Annotated in this window: 25 protein-coding genes and 1 other RNA gene; 14 read left to right on the top strand and 12 right to left on the bottom strand. The window is 62.1% G+C overall.

Annotated features, from left to right (window positions below):
* Positions 1–120: 120 nt before the first annotated feature.
* Complete coding sequence (locus NKJ55_RS30550) at positions 121–432, bottom strand: DUF2293 domain-containing protein (RefSeq protein ID WP_352453127.1); 312 nt, start codon at positions 430–432, stop codon at positions 121–123.
* Positions 432–950 (bottom strand): tRNA (N6-threonylcarbamoyladenosine(37)-N6)-methyltransferase TrmO, encoded by a 519-nt coding sequence (tsaA, locus tag NKJ55_RS30555; RefSeq protein ID WP_352453128.1) that lies wholly within the window; start codon positions 948–950, stop codon positions 432–434. The genes NKJ55_RS30550 and tsaA overlap by 1 nt, the downstream gene beginning before the upstream one ends.
* Positions 951–1,092: 142 nt before the next feature.
* On the opposite strand from tsaA, the gene NKJ55_RS30560 reads away from it, so the two are divergent.
* From NKJ55_RS30560 to NKJ55_RS30575, 4 genes are all read left to right on the top strand, one after another.
* The gene (locus NKJ55_RS30560) at positions 1,093–2,115 is read left to right on the top strand and encodes an ArsR/SmtB family transcription factor (protein WP_352453129.1); all 1,023 of its coding nucleotides are present in this window, start codon (positions 1,093–1,095) and stop codon (positions 2,113–2,115) included.
* Entirely contained in the window at positions 2,115–3,032 is a 918-nt protein-coding gene (metF, locus tag NKJ55_RS30565) for a methylenetetrahydrofolate reductase [NAD(P)H] (protein ID WP_023676795.1), read from the top strand. The genes NKJ55_RS30560 and metF overlap by 1 nt, the downstream gene beginning before the upstream one ends.
* Positions 3,033–3,634: 602 nt before the next feature.
* A complete protein-coding gene (locus NKJ55_RS30570) occupies positions 3,635–4,072 on the top strand; it encodes an MbcA/ParS/Xre antitoxin family protein (RefSeq protein WP_352453130.1) in 438 nt (145 codons plus the stop codon).
* An 84-nt stretch (positions 4,073–4,156) separates the two neighbouring features.
* Positions 4,157–4,762, top strand: a complete 606-nt coding sequence (locus NKJ55_RS30575; RefSeq protein WP_352453131.1) for an RES family NAD+ phosphorylase — start codon at positions 4,157–4,159, stop codon at positions 4,760–4,762.
* Between the two features lie 36 nt (positions 4,763–4,798).
* Here the strand turns inward: NKJ55_RS30575 and NKJ55_RS30580 are convergent, their stop codons facing one another.
* Positions 4,799–5,716: a DMT family transporter gene (locus NKJ55_RS30580; RefSeq protein WP_352453132.1), complete on the bottom strand. Its 918-nt coding sequence runs from the start codon at positions 5,714–5,716 to the stop codon at positions 4,799–4,801.
* A 224-nt stretch (positions 5,717–5,940) separates the two neighbouring features.
* On the opposite strand from NKJ55_RS30580, the gene NKJ55_RS30585 reads away from it, so the two are divergent.
* Positions 5,941–7,161: an alanine racemase gene (locus NKJ55_RS30585; protein ID WP_352453133.1), complete on the top strand. Its 1,221-nt coding sequence runs from the start codon at positions 5,941–5,943 to the stop codon at positions 7,159–7,161.
* Between the two features lie 196 nt (positions 7,162–7,357).
* Here NKJ55_RS30585 and NKJ55_RS30590 read toward each other — a convergent pair whose 3' ends face one another.
* Positions 7,358–8,089 carry an SDR family oxidoreductase gene (locus tag NKJ55_RS30590; protein ID WP_352453134.1) on the bottom strand — a complete coding sequence of 244 codons (732 nt, stop codon included), beginning with the start codon at positions 8,087–8,089 and terminating at the stop codon, positions 7,358–7,360.
* A 124-nt stretch (positions 8,090–8,213) separates the two neighbouring features.
* Here NKJ55_RS30590 and NKJ55_RS30595 point away from each other — a divergent pair, with 124 nt between their 5' ends.
* Positions 8,214–9,107 carry a LysR family transcriptional regulator gene (locus NKJ55_RS30595; protein ID WP_352453135.1) on the top strand — a complete coding sequence of 298 codons (894 nt, stop codon included), beginning with the start codon at positions 8,214–8,216 and terminating at the stop codon, positions 9,105–9,107.
* Positions 9,108–9,231: 124 nt separating this feature from the next.
* Here NKJ55_RS30595 and NKJ55_RS30600 read toward each other — a convergent pair whose 3' ends face one another.
* Together NKJ55_RS30600 and NKJ55_RS30605 are read right to left on the bottom strand one after the other, a co-directional pair.
* Positions 9,232–10,404 (bottom strand): lytic murein transglycosylase, encoded by a 1,173-nt coding sequence (locus tag NKJ55_RS30600; RefSeq protein ID WP_352453136.1) that lies wholly within the window; start codon positions 10,402–10,404, stop codon positions 9,232–9,234.
* Between the two features lie 80 nt (positions 10,405–10,484).
* On the bottom strand, positions 10,485–11,282 hold the full coding sequence (locus NKJ55_RS30605) for a glycoside hydrolase family 25 protein (protein WP_502904534.1): 798 nt from the start codon (positions 11,280–11,282) through the stop codon (positions 10,485–10,487).
* Positions 11,283–11,688: 406 nt separating this feature from the next.
* On the opposite strand from NKJ55_RS30605, the gene NKJ55_RS30610 reads away from it, so the two are divergent.
* Entirely contained in the window at positions 11,689–13,068 is a 1,380-nt protein-coding gene (locus NKJ55_RS30610) for a serine hydrolase domain-containing protein (RefSeq protein ID WP_352453137.1), read from the top strand.
* Positions 13,069–13,092: 24 nt separating this feature from the next.
* Here NKJ55_RS30610 and NKJ55_RS30615 read toward each other — a convergent pair whose 3' ends face one another.
* From NKJ55_RS30615 to NKJ55_RS30635, 5 genes are all read right to left on the bottom strand, one after another.
* Positions 13,093–13,401 carry a HigA family addiction module antitoxin gene (locus tag NKJ55_RS30615; protein ID WP_352453138.1) on the bottom strand — a complete coding sequence of 103 codons (309 nt, stop codon included), beginning with the start codon at positions 13,399–13,401 and terminating at the stop codon, positions 13,093–13,095.
* 12 nt (positions 13,402–13,413) lie between these two features.
* Complete coding sequence (locus tag NKJ55_RS30620) at positions 13,414–13,710, bottom strand: type II toxin-antitoxin system RelE/ParE family toxin (RefSeq protein ID WP_352453139.1); 297 nt, start codon at positions 13,708–13,710, stop codon at positions 13,414–13,416.
* 135 nt (positions 13,711–13,845) lie between these two features.
* Positions 13,846–14,511 (bottom strand): class I SAM-dependent methyltransferase, encoded by a 666-nt coding sequence (locus NKJ55_RS30625; RefSeq protein ID WP_352453140.1) that lies wholly within the window; start codon positions 14,509–14,511, stop codon positions 13,846–13,848.
* Positions 14,508–15,755 carry a BtaA family protein gene (locus NKJ55_RS30630; protein WP_352453141.1) on the bottom strand — a complete coding sequence of 416 codons (1,248 nt, stop codon included), beginning with the start codon at positions 15,753–15,755 and terminating at the stop codon, positions 14,508–14,510. The genes NKJ55_RS30625 and NKJ55_RS30630 overlap by 4 nt, the downstream gene beginning before the upstream one ends.
* A gap of 82 nt (positions 15,756–15,837) precedes the next feature.
* Positions 15,838–19,713 (bottom strand): hydantoinase B/oxoprolinase family protein, encoded by a 3,876-nt coding sequence (locus tag NKJ55_RS30635; RefSeq protein ID WP_352453142.1) that lies wholly within the window; start codon positions 19,711–19,713, stop codon positions 15,838–15,840.
* Between the two features lie 182 nt (positions 19,714–19,895).
* Here NKJ55_RS30635 and NKJ55_RS30640 point away from each other — a divergent pair, with 182 nt between their 5' ends.
* The 7 genes from NKJ55_RS30640 to NKJ55_RS30670 all read left to right on the top strand — a co-directional run bounded on the left by NKJ55_RS30640 (position 19,896) and on the right by NKJ55_RS30670 (position 23,903).
* Positions 19,896–20,108 carry a hypothetical protein gene (locus tag NKJ55_RS30640; RefSeq protein ID WP_352453143.1) on the top strand — a complete coding sequence of 71 codons (213 nt, stop codon included), beginning with the start codon at positions 19,896–19,898 and terminating at the stop codon, positions 20,106–20,108.
* Positions 20,109–20,305: 197 nt separating this feature from the next.
* Entirely contained in the window at positions 20,306–21,025 is a 720-nt protein-coding gene (locus NKJ55_RS30645; protein WP_352453144.1) for a TerB family tellurite resistance protein, read from the top strand.
* Positions 21,022–21,789 (top strand): N-acetylmuramoyl-L-alanine amidase, encoded by a 768-nt coding sequence (locus tag NKJ55_RS30650; RefSeq protein WP_352453145.1) that lies wholly within the window; start codon positions 21,022–21,024, stop codon positions 21,787–21,789. Before NKJ55_RS30645 ends, NKJ55_RS30650 begins: the two co-directional genes overlap by 4 nt.
* A 185-nt stretch (positions 21,790–21,974) precedes the next feature.
* Entirely contained in the window at positions 21,975–22,718 is a 744-nt protein-coding gene (locus NKJ55_RS30655) for a lytic transglycosylase domain-containing protein (RefSeq protein ID WP_352453146.1), read from the top strand.
* Between the two features lie 59 nt (positions 22,719–22,777).
* Positions 22,778–23,176: RNase P RNA component class A (gene rnpB / locus NKJ55_RS30660), an RNA gene on the top strand.
* A gap of 152 nt (positions 23,177–23,328) precedes the next feature.
* The gene (locus tag NKJ55_RS30665; RefSeq protein ID WP_352453147.1) at positions 23,329–23,604 is read left to right on the top strand and encodes a type II toxin-antitoxin system ParD family antitoxin; all 276 of its coding nucleotides are present in this window, start codon (positions 23,329–23,331) and stop codon (positions 23,602–23,604) included.
* Positions 23,601–23,903, top strand: coding sequence for a type II toxin-antitoxin system RelE/ParE family toxin (locus NKJ55_RS30670; protein ID WP_352453148.1), 303 nt, complete (start codon positions 23,601–23,603; stop codon positions 23,901–23,903). Before NKJ55_RS30665 ends, NKJ55_RS30670 begins: the two co-directional genes overlap by 4 nt.
* Positions 23,904–23,911: 8 nt before the next feature.
* Here the strand turns inward: NKJ55_RS30670 and NKJ55_RS30675 are convergent, their stop codons facing one another.
* Positions 23,912–25,027 carry a cystathionine gamma-lyase gene (locus NKJ55_RS30675; protein ID WP_352453149.1) on the bottom strand — a complete coding sequence of 372 codons (1,116 nt, stop codon included), beginning with the start codon at positions 25,025–25,027 and terminating at the stop codon, positions 23,912–23,914.
* Positions 25,028–25,343: the final 316 nt, after the last annotated feature.

Consider the following 25,343-nt stretch of genomic DNA (forward strand, 5'->3'; position numbering starts at 1 on the left):
CTCAACTGCCTCTCCAAAGAATCCTTTCTCAGCCTAAACTCAACCCCAAAATCGCCATATGCGATTCCCCTGCCCTCGAGGGGGGCGCCGTAGAACTCGACGCGTGTGCCTGCCATCGCTCTACGCCTCATCCTCATCATCGAGCAGCCGGGTGGCGCGCCAGCGGGTCAGCAAGATGTTGGTCTGTTCGATGACGAAGAAGCGCGCGGAATCGCGGTCATAGCCTTCGGCCAGCAGCTTTTCGTAGTCGGTGTGCATATGGCGGATGTGGGCTATCGTCGCCAGCCACACGGCAATGCTCGGCGGCAAGCTCTTCATGTGCACGGCGCCGGCATCGGCACGGATCTTTTCCATGTCGGCATAGGGCGCCAGCGGCAGAAGCGCTGTCAGCGCCTTGGCGATAGCGCGGCGGCGGCCGGTCGGCGCGCTCATCACTCCACCGGCCCTGGCTCGTCCCGCCCGGCGATGGTCGCATCGGCAAAGGCATCGGTCGAGGCGAAATAAGGCTTGATGTCGATGACCGGCGTGCCGTCGAGCACGTCGATGGCATCGAGATCGACGCGGCCGGTGTCGATGTCGACGGCAACGAGCTTTGCGACATGCAGTCCGATCGGGTTCGGCCGGGCAGGGGAGCGCAGTGAAAAGACGCCTTTCGGCTCCGTGGCATGGCGGGGTTTCTGGACAATCAGTTGCCGCGGCGCATGGTGCAGCCAGGACAGGATGATCACGTGGCTGGCGCGTTCCAGCCCAAGCAGGCCGTCACGATAAAGCGGGTCGATGACCAAGTGCGCCGGCTGTCCCGTCTCCCGCGCCGCCTTCATGTTTTTGGGGCAGGTCTCCCGCGTGATCCAAGGCGAAGCGATGCGGCCGATGAAGACGACATGGCCATCCGGCGGCATCGTTGCCGGGTCGGTTTCCAGGAGCTTTTCGCCGCTGCGCGTCTCGAACATGGGTCTCGCCCCGATCATGCGTCCGTTTTTGCGCGATCCGCCACGCATGCGTCATTTTCTTGTCCGGAAGCGACATAGCGCTTGCAAGCCTATCCAAACCGACATAAACATATGTTTATATCTTTTCAAAGAGAATGCTCGCATGCATGTCGCTCTCGACACGATGGTAGATACATTGAAGGCGGCCGCCGAATCCAGCCGGCTGCGCATATTGGCGCTGCTGTCGCGCGGCGATCTGACCGTTTCCGATATCACCGAAATCCTCGGCCAGTCGCAGCCGCGCGTCTCGCGCCATTTGAAATTGCTGCTGGAGGCAGGGCTGATCGGCCGCTACCAGGAGGGCTCGTGGGCGTTCTTCCGGCTTTCGGATTCCGACGCGTCGCGCGATTTCGTGCTCAGGCTGGTCTCCGGCATCCGCGGCGCCGATCCGCAGGTCGAGCGTGATCTCGAACGGCTGACCGCAGTCAAGCGCAAGCGGCAGGACCGGGCTGCCGAATATTTCTCGGTAAACGCCGCAAGCTGGGACCATATCCGGTCGCTGCACGTGCCGGATCGCGCCGTCGAAGCAGCACTTATCAAGCTCGTCGGCAAGCGGCCGTTCCAGTCGATGCTCGATCTCGGCACCGGCACCGGACGGCTGCTCGAGATCTTTTCGCCGCTCTATCGGCGCGGTGTCGGCATCGACATGTCGCGCGAGATGCTGACGGTGGCGCGCGCCAATCTCGACAAGGCCGGCGTTTCGAATGCGCAAGTGCGCCAGGGCGACATTTTCGCGCCACCGGTCGAACGCGACGCCTTCGATCTCGTTACCATCCATCAGGTGCTGCATTATCTCGACGATCCCGCCCGCGCCATCCGCGAGGCGGCGCGTCTGTTGCGCCCGGCCGGCCGGCTGGTGATCGTCGATTTCGCGCCGCACGCGCTGGAGTTCTTGCGCGAGGAGCATGCGCATATGCGTCTCGGCTTTTCCGACCGGCAAATTGGCGACTGGTTTTCCGAGGCCGGCCTCGACCTTGAGGACAGCCAGGAATTCGAGCCGCGCGGCAGCAACGAGGCCAAGCTCACCGTCAAACTCTGGCTCGGCCGCGATCGGCGCATGCTGATTGCCGAGCCTTCCAACGACAGACAACCGGCCAATGCGTATCCGATAGGGGAAACCGCCTGATGAACCAGTTCCGCTTCTCCCGCCGCCCCGACATCGGCGACAAGGTCAGGGTTTCGTTCGAGTTCTTTCCGCCGAAAAACGATGAGATGGAAGCAAGGCTGTGGGACACGGTCACCCGGCTTGAGCCGCTCAAGCCGAAATTCGTCTCGGTCACCTATGGCGCCGGTGGTTCGACCCGCGAGCGGACGGCCCGCACCGTCAAGCGCATCCTCAATGAAACGACGCTGACGCCGGCGGCGCACATGACTTGCGTCGATGCGGCGCGTCACGAGGTCGATGCGGTGATCCGGGAGTTCGCCGATATGGGCGTCAAGCGTTTCGTCGCCCTGCGCGGCGATCCGGCCGAGGGCGTCGGCGCGGCCTACCGGCCGCATCCGGAAGGCTATGCCAATGGCGCCGAACTGGTTGATGCGCTGAAGGGCGCCGGCGATTTCGACATATCGGTCTCGGCCTATCCGGAAAAGCATCCGGAAAGCCCGGATTTCGCAACCGACTTCGACATGCTGAAGCGCAAGGCCGACAACGGAGCGACGCGGGCGATCACCCAGTTCTTCTTCGACAACGATCTCTATGAGCGCTATGTCGAGCGGGCACGGCGGGCCGGGATCTACATACCGATCGTGCCGGGCATATTGCCGGTGCACAATTTCACCCAGGTCGCCAACTTCTCGGCGCGGTGCGGCGCCTTGGTGCCGGCATGGCTGGCCGAGCGTTTCGATGGGCTGCAGAACGATCCGCAAACGCATGCGCTGGTGGCATCTGCCGTGGCGGCCGAGCAGGTGCTGGACCTTGTCGAGCGCGGCGTCGGCGATTTCCACTTCTATACGATGAACCGGGCCGATCTGGTCTTCGCCATCTGCCACATGATCGGCATCAGGTCGCACGAAGTCGAGGCGGCGGGATCAGCCGCGGCGTAAGGCGGCAGGCATCTTTTTGAAATGTCAAAGATCGGGGGAATGCAAAAGGCCGGGCAAAATGCCCGGCCTTTTCAAATGGTTTGGAGTATTCGGTGCTGGTCTTCCCCCGCTCAGCGGCCTTATGGAAGGACGCCCATAATGAGGGCGCCGATGAATGCAAACGCAGCACAAATCATCAATGCGTTGATCGGCCTCGTCAGTCCCATGTCATAGCCTCCTCTTAAAGAGCTATGGCGAGAGTCTAGGGTCATTTGTGCCACAGGCAAGCAGAAACTTTGCTGCAATGCGACGAGATTATGGAATTTGCGACCTGCCGTTTGCCGTTAGGCATTGAAACTCTTTGTCAAAAGCCGGCTCGGGACCTGTGAATAATTTGTGGCAAAGCCGTGGCAGCAGCGAGAATGGCAGCGCTACCGCGGCAGAAATCGGAATCGATTTTCGGAACGACTGAAGATTCGGAGCGTCGGAGCGCCCTTTGCATGTCCAACCGGGTGCTGCACGCTATACGAATGCGGTGGGCAACCGGCAGCGTTGTGAGATAGCCATGACTTGAATTTTCTGCCAATTGGCAGTATATTGTCTGCCAAGTGATGGAGGCCGGAATGAGTGTCGGTTATGCGGTTCGTGATCCTGCAAATCAGGCTTTGCCGGCAAATCTGGCGGATGCCTCGGCACGGGCGCGGCTCACGCCAGCGGCTGTTGCCGGCATCGTCAGGCTCGCAGACATCTGGCATCTGACCAGCACCGAGATCTGTACCTTGATCGGCGACGTGTCGGAGAGAACCTGGTTCCGCATGAAGAAAGGCGAGTGGGAGGGCGTTCTCTCCCAGGATTCGCTGACACGCATCAGCGCCCTGATCGGCATCTTCAAGGGACTGCGGTTTCTGTTTTCCGAAGCGCTTGCCGATGAATGGGTGCGGTTGCCGAACAAAGGGCCTCTTTATGGTGGCCGGCGCCCCCTGGACGTGATGATCGAGGGCGGCATTCCGAAGCTGCTGCAGGTTCGCCAACATATCGACGCTTTGCGCGGTGGACTTTGAATGCAGATCCCACCACGCGCTGACATTTCCCAGCGCGACACGATCCGGCTGATTTCGACAGGCAGGTTCAAGGAACCGGTCCTGATGCCGTTGGCCAGGAATCATGGAGATTTGGAGGACCTTGCGGAGCTCGAAGGGGCCACCAGCGGCCGCCTTCAGGCGCAGCAAGGGGGATTGCCCGACCTCGATCCGCGCGAACTGGTTTTCGGGAGACCGGGCTACACCTTCATCAATGCGGCGTTCGCTTACACCCGTCCGGGCGGCAATCGTTTCAACGATGATGCCAGGGGCGTCTGGTACTGTGGGTTCGATGCTGAAACCGCGCTCGGCGAGGTCTCGTTTCATCTGACGCGCGAGCTTGCCGCGATCGAACGGTTCGAAAACGTCACCGACTACGCGGAGCTCGTTGCCGACTTCATAGGCTCGTTTCACGATCTGCGCGGTGCTGAGTTCAGCAAGGACCCGGTGCTCGATCCGGATACTGTCTTAGCCTATCCTGCCGGTCAGGCGCTGGCGAAGCAACTCCGCAAGCAAGACGCCGCGACCGGTCTTGTGTATCCTTCCGTGAGACATGTTGGCGGGACCTGCCTTGCCGCCTTCCTTCCCGATCTCGTTCAGAATCTCCGGCAAGGCGGTATCTGGCGTCTGGAATGGCAGGGTCCATCTGTTCCCGCGATCACGCCCATATAGCGCACGATCGGGAGCGACAACTTCGCTGCGCCATCTCTAACGCCGCCCGAACAGGCGACCGTCGATGGTGACGAGGCCGAGGGCGATCAGCGCCATGCCGCCGAGTTCGAACAGTTCGAGCCGCTCGCCCAGGAACAGGAAGCCGAGCAGGATGGCACTGGCCGGCACGATCAGCGTGACCAGCGAGGCGTTGGTGGCGCCGGCCGAGGCGACGAGATTGAAATAGAGGATGTAGGCGAAGGCCGTCGACAGCAGCGCCAGTGCCAGCACCGCCGCCCACACCGGCGGCGAGGCCGAAAACAGATTGGCGGCATCATAGGTGAACAGAACGACCGGAACCATGATAACGGTCGAGCAGGTCAATTGTCCGGTGGCAATGACCGGTGACGGCACACCCTTGAAGCGGCGGGCAATCATCAGTGCAACCGCATAGGATAGCGACGCTCCGATGAGCGCGAATTTCGCCCAGACCGGACCGCCGAGCCCGGCGACGAGGCCGGGGCCGATCATCACCGCCGTTCCCGCGATACCGAGGGCGATGCCGGCAAGCTTGTTCCACGACAGCTTTTCGTCGCTGGTCAGGGCGTTGGCGAGGATCAGCGTCCAGAACGGCGTCGTCGAATTGAGCACCGAGGCGACACCGGCGCCAAGCTCGGTCTGGCCGGCAAAGATCAGCGAGAAAGGGATGACATTGTTGGCGAGCGCCAGCAGGAAGAACAGGCCGGCATGCGGCAAGGCGAGGCGAAACGACGGGCCACGGACCGCAAGATAGAGCTGCAACGCGATCGCAGCTATGGTGACGCGGAACAGCACCAGCACCAGCGGCGGAAGTTCCGCTACCGCAATACGGGCAAAGAAGAACGAGCCGCCCCAGATGGCGCCGAGCAGCAGAAGCTGCGCCCAGTCCTTGAGCACCATCGGCCCGCGCATCGCGGTGCTGGCAGCTATCGCCATTGGTCGTCCTCCCAGACGAGACGCCTTGCTCTTCAGGCGTCTGTTCACGCCATACCCGATCCTGCGGCGAGGGCCACCCGAAACCTGAGCGATGGCCTAGCTCGCTCATAACCGGCGTACAGTACGGCGTAGCGCCGCGAAGCCAGGGCGGCGAGACATAGAATTGTTTTCATTAGCCGCTAGCTTGGATTAATTGTGCGCAGCCTCAGTCAAGGGATTCGTCCATGCAGCGATTCGAAAATGCCCGCGAGGCAGCGCTGGCGCTTCGCCCGGACGATCCGATCTATTGCTTCCGCCCGCAGGTGCTGAAGGCGGACGCCAAACAGTTCATGGGCATGTTTCCCGGCAAGACCGCCTATGCGGTCAAGACCAATGGCGAGCAGATCGTGCTCAACGCCCTGGTCGAGGCCGGCGTCAGTGCCTTCGATGTGGCCTCGCCCGGCGAATTCGCTGCCGTGCGCGCCGTTTCGCCCGACGCCGAGATGCTCTACATGCACCCCGTGAAGGCGCAGTCGGACATCAGGCTGGCGCTGGAAAAATACGCCATCCGCGTCATTTCGCTCGACCATGAGGACGAGATCACCAAGCTGACCAGGGTGGTGCGGGCGCTCGACATCGATCCGGGCGCGATTACCGTGTTCGTGCGCATCCAGACGAAAGGCTCGGCAGCTTACGAACTGTCGAAGAAGTTCGGCGCCGGACCGGCCAATGCGGTCGAACTCGCCGAACGGCTGAACCGGACGGGCTACAAGGTCGGGCTGTGCTTTCACGTCGGCAGCCAGATAGAGGATCCCGACACCTATGAGCGGGCGCTGGCCTCCGCCGACTGGGTGCGCAACCGCGTCGGTTTCGACATTGCCGGGCTCGATGTCGGCGGCGGCTTTCCGGCCGAATACGGTCATGATCCGAACAGCCGCAAGCCGGAAATGCCGTCGCTCGGCCAGATCATGTCGCGGTTTTCGGGCGACCTCCAGGAGTATCAGTTCGACCAGATGCCGCTGGTGGCCGAGCCGGGCCGGGTGATCGTGGCGCGCTGCTTGTCGCTGATCGTGCGCGTGCTGCTGCGCAAGGGCAAAAGGCTCTACATCAATGACGGCATCTGGGCGTCGCTGTCGGATTCATGGACCGGCAAGATCACGCTGCCGGCACGCTTCATCCCCGATCCGGCGATCCGCTCGCGCAATGGCGAGGACAAGACCATCGTGCCGTTCAAGGTCTGCGGCGCGACCTGCGATTCCGTCGATATATTGTCGCGGCCGTTCTGGCTGCCCGAAACCGTCGATACCGGCGATTGGATCGAGATCGGCCATATCGGCGCCTATTCGCTGTCGCTCCGAACACGGTTCAACGGCTTCTATCCCGACACTTTCGTCGAGGTGGCGACGCCATTCGACGAAGGCGATGCGCCGCAGGGGTTCGCCAGCCTGGAGACGATGGCGGATTAGTGAATGGTGGAATAGTGAATAGTGAATAGTGAATAGTGAATAGTGAATAGTGAATAGTGAATAGAAGTAGTTCTTGCGTTCCGTCCCGCTCCCGTGAATCGTCACCATTCACCATTCACCATTCACCATTCACCATTCACCATTCACCATTCACCATTCACCATTCACCATTCACCATTCACTATTCACCATTCAGTCAGGCCACGCCACCGCCAGCCTGGATGTTCTCGCCGGTTAGCCAGCGAGCTTCATTGGAAGCCAGGAAAACCGCGACATCGGCGACGTCGCGCGGCGCTCCGATCCGGTCGAAGGGCGACATGCCGGCGGCCACGGCCCGGTCCCGTTCGGGGAGCAGGTCGGTGTCAGTGAAGCCTGGCGACAGCGCATTCACGGTAACGGAGCGCGGGCCGAGTTCGCGCGAGAGGACGCGGACGAACTGCTCGACGGCTCCCTTGCTGCCGAGATAGAGCGCCGTGTGCGTGAAGAACATCCTGGTTCCGCCGGTGGAGACGGCAATGATGCGGCCACCGTCGCGAACGCGGCGCGCCGCTTCCTGAAGCGTGAAGAAGGTGCCCTTGGCATTGGCGCCGAACACGTGATCGAAGTCCGCTTCGGTGGCCTCGACGAGCGGCTTTATGACAGCGACGCCGACATTGGCGACGACGATGTCAATCGGCCCCATCTGCCGTTCGGTTTCGTCGAACAGCCTGCGAATGTCGGGGATGCTGGAGACGTCCGCCTGGATGGCGACGGCTTTTCCGCCAATCCCTTCAATGGCGGCAACCACTTCCCTGGCTGCTTTCTCGTTGCCGACATAGTTGACGACCACGGCAGCACCCTTGGCCGCGAGCCCCTCGGCGATGGCGCGCCCGATGCCACGCGAGCTGCCGGTCACAAGTGCGGTTTTGCCTTCGAGTGGACGATGCATGGCTGTTCCTTCCGTCTGATTACGGCCGCCTCGATCGAGCGGGCGTTCCAGGGAAAGCTATGGGCATGCTATTGCTCAGAGAATAGCCTATTATCTTACTGACTTGTTAAGGCTGGGGTACATAATGCGCGGAACCGAGTTTTCCGAACTCACGGCATTTGCAGCAATCATCGAAGAGGGCAGCTTCGTCCGCGCCGCGGCCAAACTCAGGATTTCGCCTCCAGCACTCAGCCAGACGATACGTGGGCTGGAAGAGCGTCTCGGTGTCCGCCTGCTCAACCGCACCACGCGCAGCATGTCGCCGACGGCTGAGGGCGAGAAGCTGTTTGCCCGCATCGCACCGGCGTTCAGCGAACTGGAAGGGGCCGTCGCCGACGCGCATGCATCACGCGGCCGGCCGGCAGGCTCGCTGCGCATCAATGTTCCGCGCATTGCCGCCACGCGTTTCATCGCGCCGATCCTCGGCGATTTCCGCCGGGCCTATCCCGATATCGCCCTCACAATCATTGTCGACGACATGCTCACCGACATCGTCGAGGGCCGCTTCGATGCCGGAATCAGATTGGGTGAGCGGCTGCACAAGGACATGGTGGCGGTAAAACTCAGTGACGAACTGGAGATGGCCGCAGTGGCCGCGCCGAGCTACCTGGAGCATCGCCCGATACCCCGTCACCCGGCGGATCTGCATCAGCACCAGTGCATCAATTTCCAGTGGCCCAGCGGCGGCAATCTCTACCGCTGGGAGTTCGCCCGGGGCCAACGTGCCCTGGAAGTGGCTGTCAGCGGCGGCTTGACGGTCAATGACACGGAACTGATGATCGGGGCGGTTCTGGATGGGGTCGGCGTGGCGTACATGCTGGAATATCAGGTCCGGCCATGGATCGAAGCGGGAAAGCTAATCCGTTTTCTCGAAGCCTGGTCGCCGAGATTTCCGGGTTTTTACCTATACCACGCGAGCTCCCGCCAGGTTCCCGCGCCGTTGCGAGCGTTCATCGATTTCCTGCTTGCGAGGCGGTGAATAGTGAATAGTGAATAGTGAATAGTGAATAATGAATAGTAGTAACCTCTGGTGCTCAGTGCGGCTCCGGTGCTATTCCTTTTCACCATTCACCATTCACCATTCACCATTCACCATTCACCATTCACAGTCTCGCCAGCAGCTCCGGAGTCGGCCAGCCGTCGACCGGCAGGCCCAGCCGCTTCTGCTCCTTGCGGATCGCTTCGCGGGTGTTGGTGCCCAGTATGCCGTCGACGGTGCCGACGTCATAGCCTTTCGCCTCGAGCTTGGTCTGCAGCGCCTTCATCTGGTCGCCGTTGAGGCCGGGTTCGGGGTTGCGCGGATCGAATCGCGGCGCGCCCCCCAGCCGGGCGGCAAGATTTGCCGCGGTCAGGGCATAGGTGAAGGACTGGTTCCACTCGAGATAGACATCGAAATTGTCGTAGGTCAGGAAGGCTGGCCCCTTGCGACCCATGGGCAGCGCCAGGCCGGCCTTCAGGCCGTTGTCGAGAAGCGGCGTACCGTCGGGCCTGGTAACGCCCCACTGGCTCCATTGCGTCAACGGCAGCTTGTTGGTGCGTCCCGTCTGCTCCCACGGCAAATCGTCGGGCACACGGACTTCTTCGATCCAGGGCTGGTCGCGCTTCCAGCCGCGCGACTGGATCTTGCTGGCCGTGCTCATGATCACGTCCGGCGCGCTGCCGCGCAGGTCGACCAAGCCATCGCCGTCGCCGTCGACGCCGTGGCCGAGATAGTCGGAAGGCAACATCTGCGTCTGGCCGATCTCGCCGGCCCAGGCACCGGTCACGTCGGCCGGCACCACGCCGCGATCGATCAACATCAGCAGCGGCACGATCTGCGGCCGGAACAACTGCGGACGGCGGCAGTCATGCGAGAGGCTCACCAGCGCGTTCAGCGTATGAAAATCGCCCTGCACGGCGCCAAAATCGGTCTCCAGGGCCCAGAAAGCGGCGATGACCGGCGCCTGCACGCCGTATTCGCGATCGGCGCGGACAAAGACCTCGGCATATTTTTGCAGATTGGCCGCACCTTGCTTCAGCCGATGCGACGAGATCATGCGGTTCGAGAATTCGATGAAAGTCTGGGTGAAGACCCCCTGGGCACGGTCGCGTGCCAGCGCCTTTTCATCGAGGGTGGCGTTTTCCAGCGCAGAAAGGCCGGCAGCGCCGACGCCGGCCGCCCTGGCCTCCGCCGCCACACCCTGCTTCCATGCCTCGAAATCGCCGCCGCATTGCTGTGCCGCGGCCGGCACGGCGCTCAGGAGCAGCGCCGCGAGAAGTCCAAAGCGCGATCGCATCGCCATCCTTCCGAGAAGATTACCAGCGGTTGCGGGCATCCGTCATTGGCTGTGTCGAAAAGCAGGCGGCAGGCCTGGTGTCAACGGGTGTTCTGCCGCAACCACTTCTTCCACGCGGCTTCGGAGCCGTTGAAGACGCTGATGTCGGCGTTTCCGGTCATGCCCGGCACGACGCCCGTTCCGGTATACTGCCAGAAGGTGAAGGGATGGCTGCCGTATTTCTGGCGCGGGTGCCCGGCGACGGAGCGCAGCCAGTAGGGGTAATTGCGGAAGCCCGATAAACCGTTATCTTCGAAGAAATCGACAGACGTGTAGATGATCGGCTTCTTGCCGTAGTATTTTTCGACGATTTCGAGGAACGTGCTCATCTCGCTGCGTACCGTGGCGGGATCGGGCCGCAGCTTGCAGGTCGGCGATTTCGGGTTCCATTCCATGTCGAGAACCGGCGGCATCGCCGAACCGTCTTTGGGCACGTTCTGGATGAACCAGCGCGCCTGGGTAGCGGCCGGCGTGCAAAAGTAGAAAAAATGATAGGCGGCACGGGGGATGCCCGAGGCCCTGGTGCGGCTCCAATGCTCGTTGAAAGCTTCATCGAAACGGTCTCCGCCTTCGGTTGCCTTGATAAAGGCGAAGGAGATACCGCTGGCCCTGGCCGCCGGCCAGTCGATCGATGTCTGGTATTTGGAGACGTCGGTGCCGTGGACGGCATAGCTCCACGGTGCGCCGCTGTCCCATTCATGCGGGTCGGAATCGGCAAAACGCGGCGCGCGTACCGCAACCATCGAGGCGCTGGACGACGACAGCGATGGCGTCAGATCCTCGACCGTCGAGCAGGCGCCAAGCAGCATCAGCGTGATGAGGACCGCGAAACGGCGCATCGCTACTTCCCGAGCCGGTTTCAGCCGGCCGCTGATGGGTCTTTCCGCGGGTGGCCCCTCGACCGGGCGCGGCGCGTTTGAAACTGACTTACGCGACGCGCCTGGATTTTCGTTTCATGCATTCCCAAACCGTTACGCAGTTTTGGGACGCATGCATTCAAGCCCCGCCGGACGGTCACCCCACAGGATCGCCCGGTCTGTCCTAAGCGCGTCGCTTCGACGCGCTTAGCTCTTTTGTCTATGCATGTCGTTGTCCCAAAACCGCTGCGCACTTCTGGGCGACATGCACCTGTGATCGCCGATCATGGTTGATATTCGGTTGACGGCGCTCGACAAGAGCCGCGATTTTGCCGAAACAATGGCGGCAAATCGATGACATAGATCGAGCGCGCCCGGGGGAACTCAAATGCAGATCCTTTTGAAGTTCGTCAAATGGCTGCTCGGCTTGGCTGTGCTGGCCGCCGCGATACTCGCCGGCTGGCTGTATTTCGCGCCGCCGGAACTGATCCGCGTCGGTTCCGGCTATGCCGCCAAGATCGTCTGCTCGAACGTCTTCATCGCCGGGCGAGACGCTAACGACGTGCTCGCCGTCGATGTGCAGGCGCCGGGTCATCCGCTGCTGAAGCTGATGAGAGTGTCGGTGGACAAGGAGAAGGGAACGGTTTCGGCGGGCCTGTTCGGCGCGCTCGGCAAAAGTGTCGCGGTCGCCCGCGAGGGGCTCGGCTGCGCCTCGGTTCCCGACGGCGATATTGCCGCCGCCAAGGCTGTCGCCGGAGCTGCACCGACGCCGGCGCCGCTGCCCGATCTGATCTGGCCGGAGGGCGACAAAGCCGATGCCTCGCAGGATCCCGAGGTCGCGAAAGTCCTCGACGATCCAGCAATGACCGGCGCCGGCATGCGGGCGGTCGTGGTGATCAAGAACGGCCGCATCGTCGCTGAGCGTTATGGCGACGGCTTTTCCGAAAAGACGCCGCTATTGGGCTGGTCAATGACCAAGACCGTAAATGCGGCGATCGTCGGCACGCTGGTGAAGGAGGGCAAGCTGGCGATGACCAACCAGGGTCTGTTCGGTCCCTGGAAGGGAGATGGCCGCGCCGTGATCAGCCTCGCCGACATGATGGCGATGTCGAGCGGGCTGGAATTCAACGAGGATTATGGCGACGTCGCCGACGTAACGCGCATGCTCTATCTCGAACCGGACATGGCGGGCTTTGCCGGATCCAAGCCGCTGACCGGCGAGATCGGCAAGGTGTTTTCCTATTCGAGCGGCACGGCGGTGATGCTGTCCAGGCTGTGGCAGGACGCAATCGGCGACAAGGACAAGGCACTGGCGTGGCCGAGGACCGCGCTGTTCGATCCGCTCGGCATGCAGAGCGCTGTGCTTGAGGCCGACGAGCACGGCACCTTCGTCGGCTCGTCCTATCTCTATGCCACGGCACGCGACTGGGCGCGCTTCGGCCAGTTCCTGCTGCAGGGCGGCGTCTGGAACGGCCAGGAGATGCTGCCCGCCGGCTTCGTCGACTGGATGCGGGAACCGGCAACTGCCTCGAAAGTCTACGGCAAGGGGCAATTATGGATAGAAGGACCGGGCGACGAAGAAAACCCCGGCGCCGGCACTGCCGCCGGCGTGCCCAAGGACACCTATTGGATGGAGGGGCATGATGGGCAAACGGTTGCCATCATCCCCTCAGAGCAGCTGGTTGTGGTGCGGCTCGGGCTGACGCCGGCCAGGCTCGGCTACCGGCCGCAGGCGATGGTGGCGGCGCTGATCAAGGCGCTGCACTGAGGAATGCGGCGGTCGCAGTCTTGTCTATGCGGCTGTCGCCAAAGGCTTGGCGCGATCAACACGCGCCCGCTCGTCGGGTGAATTCATAACCGTCCAAAGATCGTTACGGCGCTGGACGTTCAACCAGAAATCCGGGCTGTTGCCAAACACCCGCGCCAGAATGAGCGCGGTAGCCGCCGTCACGTTGCGGCGGCCGTTGCACAATTCGTTCACATGCTTGCGCTGGACGCTCATAGCTTCGGCCAAAGCCGCCTGTGTCAGGCCGAGTGGTTGCATGAATTCTTCCGTAAGAATTTCGCCAACCGTTGCTGGCTTGCGTGCGGTCATCAACATGTCTCACCTCACTTATATATAGCTGTGGTCGTCGAGATAGATGTCCGACGCCTCGCCCCGGCCCCCGTCCCAGCGGAAGACCAGCCGCCATTGTTTGTTGACACGGATCGAATGGAAACCTTCGAGATTGCCGCGCAACTTCTCGAAACGGTTGCTGGGCGGCACACGCAAATCCTGATCGATCGCCGCGTCGTCAATCATCTGGAGCTTGCGGAACAAGCGGCTTTCGAGATCGGACGGAATATTGCGGGAATGGGTGTCGTCCACGAAGAAAGCCCGCAGCCATCCATCTCTAAATCCGATGATCATCCCATGCTTCCGGCGAGGAGATAATGTACCACTCCTTGGGTTACATGGCAATGTGTGATTTAGCCAATTAACTGATTTCAGCCACGGCCCCCATTTAGGATTGGAGCCCCAAAACCTTCCACGCCAAAATTGATATTAGATGGCGATCTTGATCACGGCGAGCCAGCTGTAGCCGCGATAAAGTGTTCTGAATCGAAGGCATGCACCAACTCTCGCAGATTCCGATTCCAGAACGTCGCGCAGGGCTTCACGCGGCTGGACATGGAATTTTCTCAACCAGCCGCGCAGCAGCGTGCGGAACCAGCCGGGCAGGGCCTCCTGCTGGCCGAAATCGACGACGTGCAGCGAGCCGCCCGGTGACAGGGCAGCAAGAGCCGCGAACACTGTCTTCTCCCAGCCGGGAATCATCGACAGCGAATACGAGACAAAAATGCGGTCGAAACTTTTGACGCCGAACAGTGCTTTCGCGTCGAAATCCGTGGCGTCGCCGCGCGCCAGCGTGACGCGGCCGGAGAGGCCTTCGCGCGCGAGGGCGGCAGTGGCCGTCTCCAGCATCTCGGCCGAAATATCGAGGCCGAAGAAGCGCGCGGCGGGATAGCGGCGGGCTGCGAGGATGATGTTGCGGCCGGTGCCGCAGCCGAGCTCGAGCACGGTGCCGCCGGCCGGCACATCCAGTCCGGCGATAAGCCGGTCGCGGCCGAGCAGATAGTATTTGCGGGTCAGGTCGTAGATATGACGCTGCCAGCGGTAGACGCCGTCCATCAGCTCGGCATGGCTGGCCGGCAAGTCGGTCGTGCTCATGCGGACCGCTTCACATAGAGATGGAAGCCGCCATAGATGGCCGAGCGGTCGCGCGCCGAAAACTCGCGCGAGGCGTCGTTCTCGTAGCGCCACTGGTCGAGCAGCGAATTCGAGACGCGGCCGGGCAGCAGACTGGGTTCAGCGGCGGTGCGGAAGATGACGCGGGCGCCGGTGGAGGCGGTTCGGGTGATCTCGGCCCACAACCCGTTGAGCTGGTGGTCGGTCATCCAGTCCTGTGCATCGAGCAGCACGAAGCGATCCATCGAGCCGGCATCCTTGCCGGCAAGGAACTCGATCAGATTGGCGTGGTGGATGGCAACGCGATCGAGATTGTTGCGGATCGTCTTGTAGTTGCGCTTTTCGAGATAGGCGGGCAGGGCGGCCTCGCCCGGATTAGGGTAGCGGCGGGCGAAAGCCTGCCAGGCGAAATAATTGGTCTTCAGCGGAAAGTCGCAGGCGAGCTTTTCCAGTCGTGCCTTCAGCACGCTGGCCATGGTGCCGTCACCCGAGGTGATCAGCGAATCGTACTGGGCCGGCGGAATGCCGAGGCCGAACAGCGAAGCCTTTCGCGATGTCGCCCATTTCAGCAGCGGTTTTTCGAAGACCGGCGCCAGCTCTTCGTCGAAGAAGCGGCGCTGATCGGCGATGCTCTTAGCGTCCATGATGCCGGCCGGGTCGACGCCGAAGAATTTTGCGGTGCGATGGCCCATCGCAATGAACAGGCCAAGCAGGCCGGTCTGGTAGAAATTGCGGTCGAAGACGGCGATGCGGCGACGGCCGCGCCAGTTGCGGCGCTCCCAATAATGGCGGCTGACCGGGTCGAGATGCGGTGCGATGAAGCGATCGTAGGCCTGTGAATTGTGCCCGGTCTCAGCCGCGCCGAAGAAACGGAACAGGTCGCCCTGCGACGGCAGGTGACGGACGGCTTCGAGCTTCATCCGGTTCAGCGCGATATGGGCAGCGTTGAGGTCGACGGCATCGATCCTTTCCGGCGAGCGGGTGAGATAGGCAAGGATGTTACAGCCGCCGGAGGCAATGGTGACGATGCGGTGGCCCGTCCCGAGCTGCATCGCGTCCATGTCGATTTCGGGGTCTTCCCAGATCTGCGGATAGACGAGGCCGGAGAACAGGAAGGCGAACAGGCGCTCGGAGATGCCGGCTTTCGACAGCGGGCGGTTCTGGTAGACGGCCTTGCCGACTTCCTTGCCGCGGCGAAAAACCAGTTCTCCAGAAATGTCCGTCATGGCAAGGCGATTCCCCGTTTGCTTTGCCGCAAGCGGGTAGCGCAGGGTGATGACAGGCCAGTGACAGCCTGTTGACGCGAGTTCAGGCCTTGCCAAATCCACCTGGGGTCGGCGTCGTCACGATGACCGCCTCGCCGGCGTCGAGGATGGTCTGATCGCAGGCTTTCAGCGTCTCGATCGCGCCGGTCTTGCGGCGGACCTTGGTCGAACCGGCCTCGCCATCGCCGCCTCCGTCCAGTCCCCGCGGTGGGCGGTTGCGATGCGAGGACAGGATCGCGCATTCCATTTTTTCGAGGAAGCGGATGGTGCGCCTAGTGCCGTCGCCGGCATTCCATTTGCCTTCGCCGCCGGAGCCTTCGCGGATATGAAAATCCTCGAGCAATACCGGGAAACGCAGTTCCAGCACTTCCGGATCGGTCAGGCGCGAATTGGTCATATGGGTGTGGACGCCGGAGGTGCCGGCAAAACCGCGGCCGTCGTTCATCCGGCCAGCCGGCGAGCCCGAGCAGATCGTCTCGTAATACTGGTACTGCTTGTTGCCGAAGGTGAGATTGTTCATCGTGCCTTGCGCATTGGCCATCGCGCCCATGGCGCCGAACAGCGCGTTGGTGACGTGCTGCGAGGTCTCGACATTACCGGCGACGACTGCCGCGGGATAGGCGGGCTTCAGCATCGAGCCGTCGGGAATGATGATGTTGATCGGCCGCAGACATCCGGCATTCATCGGAATGTTGTCTTCGACCATGACGCGGAAGGCATAAAGCACAGCGGCTCGGGCGACTGGCTCTGGCGCATTGAAATTGTTCTTCATCACCGGCGACGTTCCGGTGAAGTCGACCGTCGCTTCGCGCTTCCGCCGGTCGACCGATATCTTCACCTTGATCATTTGGCCGGTGTCGGTCGGATATTCGTATTCGGAACTGTCGGGCAGCCGCTCCAGAACGCGGCGCACGCTTTCGGCGGCATTGTCCTGGACATGGCCCATATAGGCTTCGACCACATCGAGGCCGAAATGCGCGACCATCTTGCGCAGCTCGGCGACGCCCTTTTCGTTCGCGGCGATCTGCGCCTTGAGGTCGGCGATGTTCTGGTGCGGATTGCGCGCCGGGTAGGGGTGGTTGGTGAGCAGCGTCTCCAGGTCCTTCTCGCGGAACCGGCCGCGATCGACGATGCGGAAATTATCGAACAGCACGCCTTCCTCGTCGACGGTTGTGGCAAGCGGCGTCATCGAGCCGGGCGCGGTGCCGCCGATGTCGGCATGATGGCCACGCGAGGCGACGTAGAAGAGGATCTCCTCCCCCCTCGAGGGGGAGGTGGCGGCGAAGCCGCCGGAGGGGGTCGTTGCGGCAGTGCTCGACGCACTTGTGGTGCCTTCTGCGAGGACCCCACCCGGCCGCTTCGCGGCCACCCTCCCCTCAAGGGGGAGGGAAAACACCGGTGTCACCACTGTGATATCAGGCAGATGGGTGCCGCCATTGTAAGGCGCATTCAGCGCAAAGACGTCGCCGGGGTGAACGTCGCCGGAATTGAGCCGGATGATGGTCTCCACCGAGCGGTCCATCGAGCCGAGATGCACCGGCATATGCGGTGCATTGGCGACCAGCGCGCCATCCCGGTCGAAAACCGCGCAGGAGAAATCGAGCCGTTCCTTGATGTTGACCGAGTAGGCGGTGTTTTGCAGTGTCACGCCCATCTGCTCGGCGATCGACATGAACAGGTTGTTGAAGACCTCCAGCATCACCGGATCGGCTTCGGTGCCGAGTGCGGCCTGTCGGCGCTTCTTCTCGACGCGCCGCATCAATACGTGGTCCTTGGCGGTGATCTCGGCCTGCCAGCCCGGCTCGACGATAATGGTCTGGTTCGGCTCGATGATCAAAGCAGGGCCGGCGATCTTGTTACCAGGCTTCAGCGTTTCGCGAGGGAAGATGCCGGCGTCGCGCCAGACGCCGTCGACAAAGATTTTCCGGTTCCCGGAAGGACTTGCGGCCATGTCTTCAACAACTGAATCACTTTCGTCACGGCCGGTGCCGCCGGTATCGGTACCCTCGACGCCGACCGATTCGACGATCATCGGCTTGTCGTCGTAGACGAAACCGAACTGCGCCTTGTGCGCCAGTTCGAAGTCCGCCTTGGCCTGCGCAATCGAGCCGTGCCCGAAGTTCACAGGCAGCGCGGTATCGGTGCCGTCGTAGCGGATCTGCAGCACCGGTCTCGAGGCGACCGCGTCTTGGCTGATGCCTTGCGCGGCGAGTTCGTCGATGACGGCTTTGCGCAGCGTTGCGATGAGTTCATCGATCGCTGGCCTGGAATTGTCCGCCAGCGGCTTCAGCAGCGCCTGCTGGCGTGACGCAAATACAGAGGATAGGCCGATGCCGTATGCCGAGAGCAGGCCTGAGAAGGGATGGATCAGCACCGCCTCCATGCCGAGCCCATCGGCGACCAGGCAAGCGTGCTGGCCGCCGGCGCCGCCGAAGCAGTTCAGGAGGTATTCGGTGACATCGTAGCCGCGCTGCACCGAAATCTTCTTGATGGCGTTGGCCATGTTTTCGACGGCAATGGTGATGAACCCTTCGGCGACGGTTTCCGGCGAGCGGCCGTCGCCGATCTCGGCCGCAAGTGCGGTGAATTTTTCGCGAACCGTCTGGACGTCGAGCGGTTCGTCCTGGCCCGGTCCAAAAATAGCCGGGAAGGACTCGGGCTGCAGCTTGCCCAGCATGACATTGGCGTCAGTGACGGCCAACGGGCCGCCGCGCCTATACGCGGCCGGGCCGGGATTGGCGCCGGCCGAATCCGGCCCGGCGCGAAAGCGGCCGGCCTCGTAATGGAGGATCGAGCCGCCGCCTGCAGCAACGGTGTGAATGCGCATCATCGGCGCGCGGATGCGCACGCCGGCGACCTCGGTGTCGAAGGCGCGCTCGTAGTCACCATCATAATGGGCGACATCGGTGGAGGTGCCGCCCATGTCGAAGCCTATGACTTTGCCGAAACCGGCGAGTTTTGCCGTCTCAACCATGCCGACGACACCGCCGGCCGGGCCGGACAACAGCGCGTCCTTGCCCTGGAACATGTCGGCGGCGGTGAGGCCGCCCGACGACATCATGAACATGAGGCGAGGGCTTTCCCTCCCCCTTGAGGGGAGGGTGGCGGCGAAGCCGCCGGGTGGGGTCGGCTCGACTGGGTTCGACACTCTGGCGGGGCCTTCTGAGATGACCCCCTCTGGCTGCTGCGCAGCCATCTCCCCCACAAGGGAGGAGATTGGCGCGGCACCCAGTTCCGCCGCAACCCTTTGCACATACCTTGCCAGGATCGGCGACAGGTAGGCGTCGACCACCGTGGTGTCGCCACGGCCGACCAGCTTGATCAGAGGCGAGACCTCGTGACTGACCGAGACCTGCGAGAATCCGAGCTTTCGACAGACTTTGGCGACCGCCTTTTCGTGCTCGGGATGTTTCCAGGCATGCATGAAGACGATCGCGACCGCATCGATGCCATCCGCCTTGGCTTGCTCAATAGCCGGGCGTACCGAAGCAATGTCGAGCAGGCGCTCGACACTGCCGTCGGCGCGAACCCTTTCGTCGATCTCGACGACACGCTCATAGAGCTGTTCGGGAAGGATGATCTGCTTGGCAAAGATATCGGGCCTGGCCTGATAGGCAATCCTCAGCGCATCGCGGAAGCCTTTGGTGATGAGCAGCAGCACACGGTCGCCCTTGCGCTCGAGAAGGGCATTGGTGGCAACCGTGGTGCCCATCTTGACATCGCCGATCAGAGCGGAGGGGATTGGAGCGCCGGGTTGGACGCCGAGCAAATCGCGAATGCCCTGGATGGCAGCGTCGGCATAGGCTTCGGGATTTTCCGAAAGGAGTTTCCTTGGATGCAGCCCGCCTTGCGGGTCACGGCCGATGACATCGGTGAAGGTGCCGCCACGGTCGATCCAGAAATCCCATTTTGCAGTCACTGCGGCGGCTCCCGGGATTTTTCCCTGTTCGATCTGTTAGCTCGCGAGGCCCTGACCGGCAATCGTCAAATGATTGGAATATGTTACAGGCAGAAATGCAACGTTACGAAACTCATGCGCAGCTTACGCATTGTGTCCTCGACCGCCGCCGGTAACGGAGGCGTGATTAGAGGAGAGATATCATGAAGAAACTCATTCTTGCGTCGGTGTCGGCGCTTGCGTTGCTTGGCCTTGCCGCCTGCAGCAACAGCGGCACCGACAACACCACGACGCAGAGCACCAACCCGCCGGCATCCGACCAGACGATGAAGCCGGCTGCTCCTGACGCCAACAAGCCTGCCGAGCCGGCTCCGGCTCCGGCTCCGGCGCCCGCGCCGGCTGCTCCGGCTCAGTAGTCAATGTGACAACCAAGGAAAGGCTGGCCTCACAGGCCGGCCTTTCTGCTGCTTACGATACCAGCGCCTGGCGGCCGAGTGCGACGACGTGAGCGCTGGCGCCAGCCGCCCCAGGCATTGCGCCAAATCGATTGGGCCAGCCCCTGCGGCACTGTCTTGGCTTGATAGCGATGGGTGGTTGGCCCTATGAAGCCCCCATGTCGATTTGGGACCGCCTTGGCGACTTCGTCACACGCGTTTCATCTTCAGCGTCGTCAGGCGTCGCCGAAGTGGTCGAGGCCGTGCGCACGGTTTTCTCCGGCGATGCCGATCTGCGCCGGCGCGTCGCCTTCTCGGTGGCGATGATCGCCCTGTCGGCCAAGATGGCCAAGGCAGACGGCATCGTCACGCAAGACGAGGTGCGCGCCTTCCAGGAAATATTCGAGGTGCCGAAGGAACAGAGGCGCAATGTGGCGCGGCTCTACGATTTGGCCAAACGCGATATTGCCGGTTTCGAGACCTATGCCGAGCGGATGGCGCAGCTTTGCGGTTCGGGCCATTCGAACTGCCTGATGCTCGAGGACATACTCGACGGGCTGTTCCACATCGCCAAGGCCGACGGGCTGGTGCATGAGCGCGAGGGCCAATTCCTGCATCGCATCGCCGAGATATTCCGCATCGATGAGGCGCATTACCAGAGCATCCTGGCCCGGCATGTCGATCTGGGTGCCGCCGATCCCTATGTTGTGCTCGGCATCGAGCGTGGCAAGCCGTTCGAGGAGGTCCGCAGGCGCTACCGCAAGCTGGTCTCCGACAATCATCCGGACCGGCTGATCGCACGCGGCCTGCCGCAGGAATTCATCAAGATCGCGACGACCAGGCTGGCGGCGATCAACGCGGCCTATGAAATGATCGAGCGAGGCCTGCGGCACGCATGAGCGGCTTTCCGCCCGATGAGCCGAGCGCCGAGGTCAGGGTATCGCCGAATTTCGGACCACGGCGCGGGACGCTCGGACCCGATATGATCGTGCTGCACTACACCGGCATGGCTACCGGCGCCGGTGCCGAGGCATGGTTGTGCGATCCGGCAAGCGAGGTCTCGTCGCACTACCTGGTCCATGAGGACGGCCGCTTTGTTCAGATGGTAAGGGAAAGCGACCGCGCCTGGCATGCCGGTAAGAGCTCGTGGTTCGGACAGAGCGACATCAACTCCTGTTCGATCGGCATCGAGATCGTCAATCCGGGGCATACGCTCGGCTATCGCAACTTTCCAAAACCGCAGATCGACGCGGTGATCGGCCTGTGCGCCGGCATCGTCGAGCGCCATTCCATTCCGGCGCAGCGGGTGCTTGCCCATTCCGACGTGGCACCGGGGCGAAAGGTCGATCCAGGCGAGAAATTTCCATGGAAGGCCTTATTTGCCGCCGGTATCGGCCATGTTGTGCCAGCAGCACCGATCCGGCGCGGCGCCGTGCTGAAGCCAGGCGATACCGGCGCCGAGGTAGAGGCGCTGCAGTCGATGCTGGCGCTCTATGGTTATGGCGTCGAGATCACCAGCACTTTCGACCGGCAGACCGAAATCGTGGTCGAGGTGTTTCAGCGGCATTTCCGGCAGCGCCTGGTCGATGGCATGGCTGACGGATCGACGATCCGCACGCTGGAAAGGCTGCTCGCTTCCGTAAGGATAGCCTCTCTCAAATAATCTTTTGCCAGCTTAAAAGTTACAATCTGTTACTCAAAGTGACTTGCGTCGCCTTCTTTGGCGCCAATTCCGTCGTCAAAGGCGATCCGTACAGATTGTCGGACGTCTATCTCCCCAGATGTTCCGATGTTGATTGAGGGTATCTGCGCGAAGTTCTTTGTGCAGATCAAACAGAACAGGATCACATGCAGAAATTGACCGTTTTAACGGCAGCCATTGCTGCCGGTGTAATGACTTTTGCCTTCAGTGCGGCGAACAGCGCACCGCTGAGCCAGCGGGCCGATCAGGGCTTCAGTGCCGCAGCCGGCAAAACCGCCGTGCCGAAGGGTGGTGCAAAAGTAGAGAAGACCGCCACCGCAAAAGTGGAAAAAGCGGCCGCGGTAAGGACGAAAAAGCCAGTCTCCGCGAAAAGGCCAACCGCTGCGAGAAAGACAATCGCCAAACTGCATGTGAAGCGTAACCGCAAAAGCATCGACCGCATGGCAACGGCGTCAGTCGCTCCGACGAGCAGGCCAGCGCCCCAGGCGGCGGTTGTCGGCGGCAGCGGACAGTATTCGGCGATCATTGCGCGTTATGCCGCCAGCTATGGCGTCCCGGTATCGCTCGCCAACGCCGTCATCAAGATCGAAAGCAACTACCAGCCGAACCAGGTCGGCAGCGCCGGCGAGATCGGCCTGATGCAGATCAAGCCGGCGACGGCAAGGATGATGGGCTATAGCGGTTCGGTTCAGGGTCTCTACGATCCCGATACCAACATCAAATACGGCATGAAGTACCTTGCCATGGCGCGGGATCTCGGCGGCGGCACGACCTGCGGCACGATCCTGAAATACAATGCCGGCCACGCCGCCACACGGATGAACCCGGTGTCCGCAGCCTATTGCGGCAAGGTCAAGGTGCAGCTGGCAGCACTTGGAGCGCCCGCCTGACAAGCGACAACTTGCTTTTTCGTTTGCGTTTTCGGGCCTGAACCCCTTTATACGCCTTGCCAGCTGGCCGGGCGGCCGCACCCGCGAAGCCGAAAGGCTGCGGGTGAGGAAAGTCCGGGCTCCATGGAGACACGGTGCCGGTTAATGACCGGCGGGGGCGACCCCAGGGAAAGTGCCACAGAAAGCAAACCGCCACGATCCAATCGTGGCAAGGGTGAAAGGGTGGGGTAAGAGCCCACCGCGCGACTGGCAACAGGAGCGGCACGGTAAACCCCACCGGGAGCAAGACCGAATAGGGGCGGTGCGAGGGGAAACCCTCGAGGGCTGTTTCCGGCTCACCGTCCGGGTAGGTTGCGTGAGGCGCATGGCAACATGCGCCCAAGATGAATGGCCGCCACGTTCTCGCCCCGTAAGGGGCGAGGGCCATACAGAACCCGGCTTACAGGCCAGCTGGCAGTTTTCCCCGATAAAAGGAAATCTCCTGATATCAGCAGGTGCGTCTTCGGGCGCAGCCGTTGATTCACTTTTCGACCCGCAATTAAGCGCGGCATTCCTTGAAAATGGTGCGATTAAATCGTACCATTTGGATGACGGTATTCAGGAGCGCGTCATGGGACAGGTCGATAAACGCAGCATCACGCTGTCGCCGGAATTGGCGGCGGCGGTCGACGACGTGGTCGCCGCCGGCGAATATGCCTCGGCAAGCGAGGTGATCCGCGACGCGCTGAGGCAATGGAAGGACCGGCGCGACCTGCTCGGCTACACGGTCGAGGAATTGCGCAAGCTGGTGCAGGAGGGGATCGACAGCGGACCGGGACGGTTTGCGTCGATCGACGAAATAAAGGCCGAAGCGCGGAGACGATTGAAACCCGACAGCGCGGCATGAATTTGCTGCCCATCATCCGAACCGCAAATGCGGAAGAGGATTTAATCGCGATCTGGCTTCATGTTGCGCAAGACAACGAGGCTGCAGCCGATCGATTGCTCGATCGGATCGAAGCCCGCTGGCAGCAAGTGGCCACTTATCCCTTCTCAGGTGCACCGCGCGAAGACATCGCGCCCGGCATCCGTCACCTGATCGTCGGCGAATACCTCACCCTGTACCGCGTCAGTGAAGAGGCGATCGAAATCGTTCGCGTGCTGCACGGCCGGCGCAAGATCGCGGCCGACGATCTAAGTTCGTGATTGCCGATTCAGCCACCGATTGCGTCCAGCGACGCCTCGATCGCCTGCCAAAGCTCTTCCACCGGCTCGCAGCCGATCGACAGGCGAACGAAGCCGGGCGGAACGGCATCTCCCCTTTTTGATCGCCGTTCGGCCGAAGTGTGCACGCCGCCGAACGATGTCGCGGCCTGCATCAAGGCGCAATTGTTGATGAAATCCTCGGCCTTGTCCTCCGAGGCGAGCACGAACGAGATGAGAAAGCCGAAGCGCTCCATCTGGGCGCGGGCAAGATTGTGCGATGGATCGCTCTCCAGTCCCGGAAAGCGCAAGCCGCTGATCGCGCGATGGTTTTTCAGCCGTCGCGCTATCATTTCGGCGGAAGCGCACATGCGGTCGAAGCGCACGTCCAGCGTTTCGAGGCCGCGATGCACCAGCCATGCCTCGAACGGCCCGGGGATAGCGCCCGACGTCTCGCGCCAGTCGGTCACCCTCGAGATAATGTCCGCGTCGCGGCTGGCGACATGGCCGAACAGCACATCGGAATGGCCGTTTGGTGCCTTGGTGTCGGCGGCAATGACGATATCTGCGCCGAGATCGAGCGGGCGCTGGCCGAAAGGCGTCATCGTCGTGTTGTCGACCACAAGCACCGCACCCGCTCTATGCACGGCTTCGGCGACGGCTGCGATGTCGCATATATCCAGTCCTGGGTTGGCGGGCGTTTCGACGAACGCAAGCCGATACCTATCGAAGCCGCCGTCGAGGAAGCTTGATGTTGGCCGGACATCATAAGCGACGCCAAAGGACTTCAGGAAGCGCTCTGCCAGCGCTCTCGTCGTGTGATAGCCGTCGGACGGCAGCAGGATACGGTCGCCGGCTTTGAGCAGGCCGAAAAATACCGCCGAGATGGCAGCCATCCCCGAGGGAAAGGCGACGCATGAGGCGTCTTCCAGATGCGCCAGCATGTGCTCGACCGCATCCCAGGTCGGATTGCTGAAGCGGCCATATTGATCGAAGCCGGTGGCGTCGCCGGGCGCATGAAAGATGGCGGCCATCGTCAGGGGCAAGGGGATCGGGTCGCCCTTGGCCAGCCCGCCGCGGCGCAGATGGGGAAGTGCCGCGGCGCGTGACTTGGCTGTTTCGGACATGATTTCAAACCTCGTTACTGACCGGAAAAGGAGATGCCGAGGCTATGCGCGGCAGCGATCCGCAGCAAGCCGCCTCCGGTTGGACCAGACGGCCCTAAACGCTTCGTTAGGCTTAATGGAGGATAAAGACCGGAGTGCCGTCAAAGCTGCTCTCCCCAGTCGTGGCAGGCGCGTTTTGAAGACTGTTCCCGTTGACGCCCATAACACCCCATGATATCCCATTCCGATACTCAAGCCTTCGTTCCGTGTCAGGGTGAAGCGTACGCCAATCGGGCAGCCGCGGCGGCTGCGCGTTTGCCTGCGTTCGCCCGTCACA

This window comes from Mesorhizobium sp. M0106 (assembly GCF_040322715.1).
In the GTDB taxonomy this organism is placed as follows: domain Bacteria; phylum Pseudomonadota; class Alphaproteobacteria; order Rhizobiales; family Rhizobiaceae; genus Mesorhizobium.

What these genes read in the sequence shown, in the direction of transcription:
- NKJ55_RS30585 (WP_352453133.1), top strand. Translation starts at nt 5,941, where the DNA reads ATGCAGCGATTCGAAAATGCCCGCGAGGCAGCGCTGGCGCTTCGCCCG.
- NKJ55_RS30670 (WP_352453148.1), top strand. Translation starts at nt 23,601, where the DNA reads ATGAATTTGCTGCCCATCATCCGAACCGCAAATGCGGAAGAGGATTTA.
- NKJ55_RS30605 (WP_502904534.1), bottom strand. Translation starts at nt 11,282, where the DNA reads ATGCGCCGTTTCGCGGTCCTCATCACGCTGATGCTGCTTGGCGCCTGC.
- NKJ55_RS30665 (WP_352453147.1), top strand. Translation starts at nt 23,329, where the DNA reads ATGGGACAGGTCGATAAACGCAGCATCACGCTGTCGCCGGAATTGGCG.
- NKJ55_RS30570 (WP_352453130.1), top strand. Translation starts at nt 3,635, where the DNA reads ATGAGTGTCGGTTATGCGGTTCGTGATCCTGCAAATCAGGCTTTGCCG.
- NKJ55_RS30615 (WP_352453138.1), bottom strand. Translation starts at nt 13,401, where the DNA reads ATGTTGATGACCGCACGCAAGCCAGCAACGGTTGGCGAAATTCTTACG.
- NKJ55_RS30560 (WP_352453129.1), top strand. Translation starts at nt 1,093, where the DNA reads ATGCATGTCGCTCTCGACACGATGGTAGATACATTGAAGGCGGCCGCC.
- NKJ55_RS30640 (WP_352453143.1), top strand. Translation starts at nt 19,896, where the DNA reads ATGAAGAAACTCATTCTTGCGTCGGTGTCGGCGCTTGCGTTGCTTGGC.
- NKJ55_RS30580 (WP_352453132.1), bottom strand. Translation starts at nt 5,716, where the DNA reads ATGGCGATAGCTGCCAGCACCGCGATGCGCGGGCCGATGGTGCTCAAG.
- NKJ55_RS30620 (WP_352453139.1), bottom strand. Translation starts at nt 13,710, where the DNA reads ATGATCATCGGATTTAGAGATGGATGGCTGCGGGCTTTCTTCGTGGAC.
- metF (WP_023676795.1), top strand. Translation starts at nt 2,115, where the DNA reads ATGAACCAGTTCCGCTTCTCCCGCCGCCCCGACATCGGCGACAAGGTC.
- NKJ55_RS30610 (WP_352453137.1), top strand. Translation starts at nt 11,689, where the DNA reads ATGCAGATCCTTTTGAAGTTCGTCAAATGGCTGCTCGGCTTGGCTGTG.
- NKJ55_RS30655 (WP_352453146.1), top strand. Translation starts at nt 21,975, where the DNA reads ATGCAGAAATTGACCGTTTTAACGGCAGCCATTGCTGCCGGTGTAATG.
- NKJ55_RS30600 (WP_352453136.1), bottom strand. Translation starts at nt 10,404, where the DNA reads ATGCGATCGCGCTTTGGACTTCTCGCGGCGCTGCTCCTGAGCGCCGTG.
- tsaA (WP_352453128.1), bottom strand. Translation starts at nt 950, where the DNA reads ATGTTCGAGACGCGCAGCGGCGAAAAGCTCCTGGAAACCGACCCGGCA.
- NKJ55_RS30595 (WP_352453135.1), top strand. Translation starts at nt 8,214, where the DNA reads ATGCGCGGAACCGAGTTTTCCGAACTCACGGCATTTGCAGCAATCATC.
- NKJ55_RS30675 (WP_352453149.1), bottom strand. Translation starts at nt 25,027, where the DNA reads ATGTCCGAAACAGCCAAGTCACGCGCCGCGGCACTTCCCCATCTGCGC.
- NKJ55_RS30625 (WP_352453140.1), bottom strand. Translation starts at nt 14,511, where the DNA reads ATGAGCACGACCGACTTGCCGGCCAGCCATGCCGAGCTGATGGACGGC.
- NKJ55_RS30645 (WP_352453144.1), top strand. Translation starts at nt 20,306, where the DNA reads ATGTCGATTTGGGACCGCCTTGGCGACTTCGTCACACGCGTTTCATCT.
- NKJ55_RS30650 (WP_352453145.1), top strand. Translation starts at nt 21,022, where the DNA reads ATGAGCGGCTTTCCGCCCGATGAGCCGAGCGCCGAGGTCAGGGTATCG.
- NKJ55_RS30630 (WP_352453141.1), bottom strand. Translation starts at nt 15,755, where the DNA reads ATGACGGACATTTCTGGAGAACTGGTTTTTCGCCGCGGCAAGGAAGTC.
- NKJ55_RS30575 (WP_352453131.1), top strand. Translation starts at nt 4,157, where the DNA reads ATGCCGTTGGCCAGGAATCATGGAGATTTGGAGGACCTTGCGGAGCTC.
- NKJ55_RS30590 (WP_352453134.1), bottom strand. Translation starts at nt 8,089, where the DNA reads ATGCATCGTCCACTCGAAGGCAAAACCGCACTTGTGACCGGCAGCTCG.
- NKJ55_RS30550 (WP_352453127.1), bottom strand. Translation starts at nt 432, where the DNA reads ATGAGCGCGCCGACCGGCCGCCGCCGCGCTATCGCCAAGGCGCTGACA.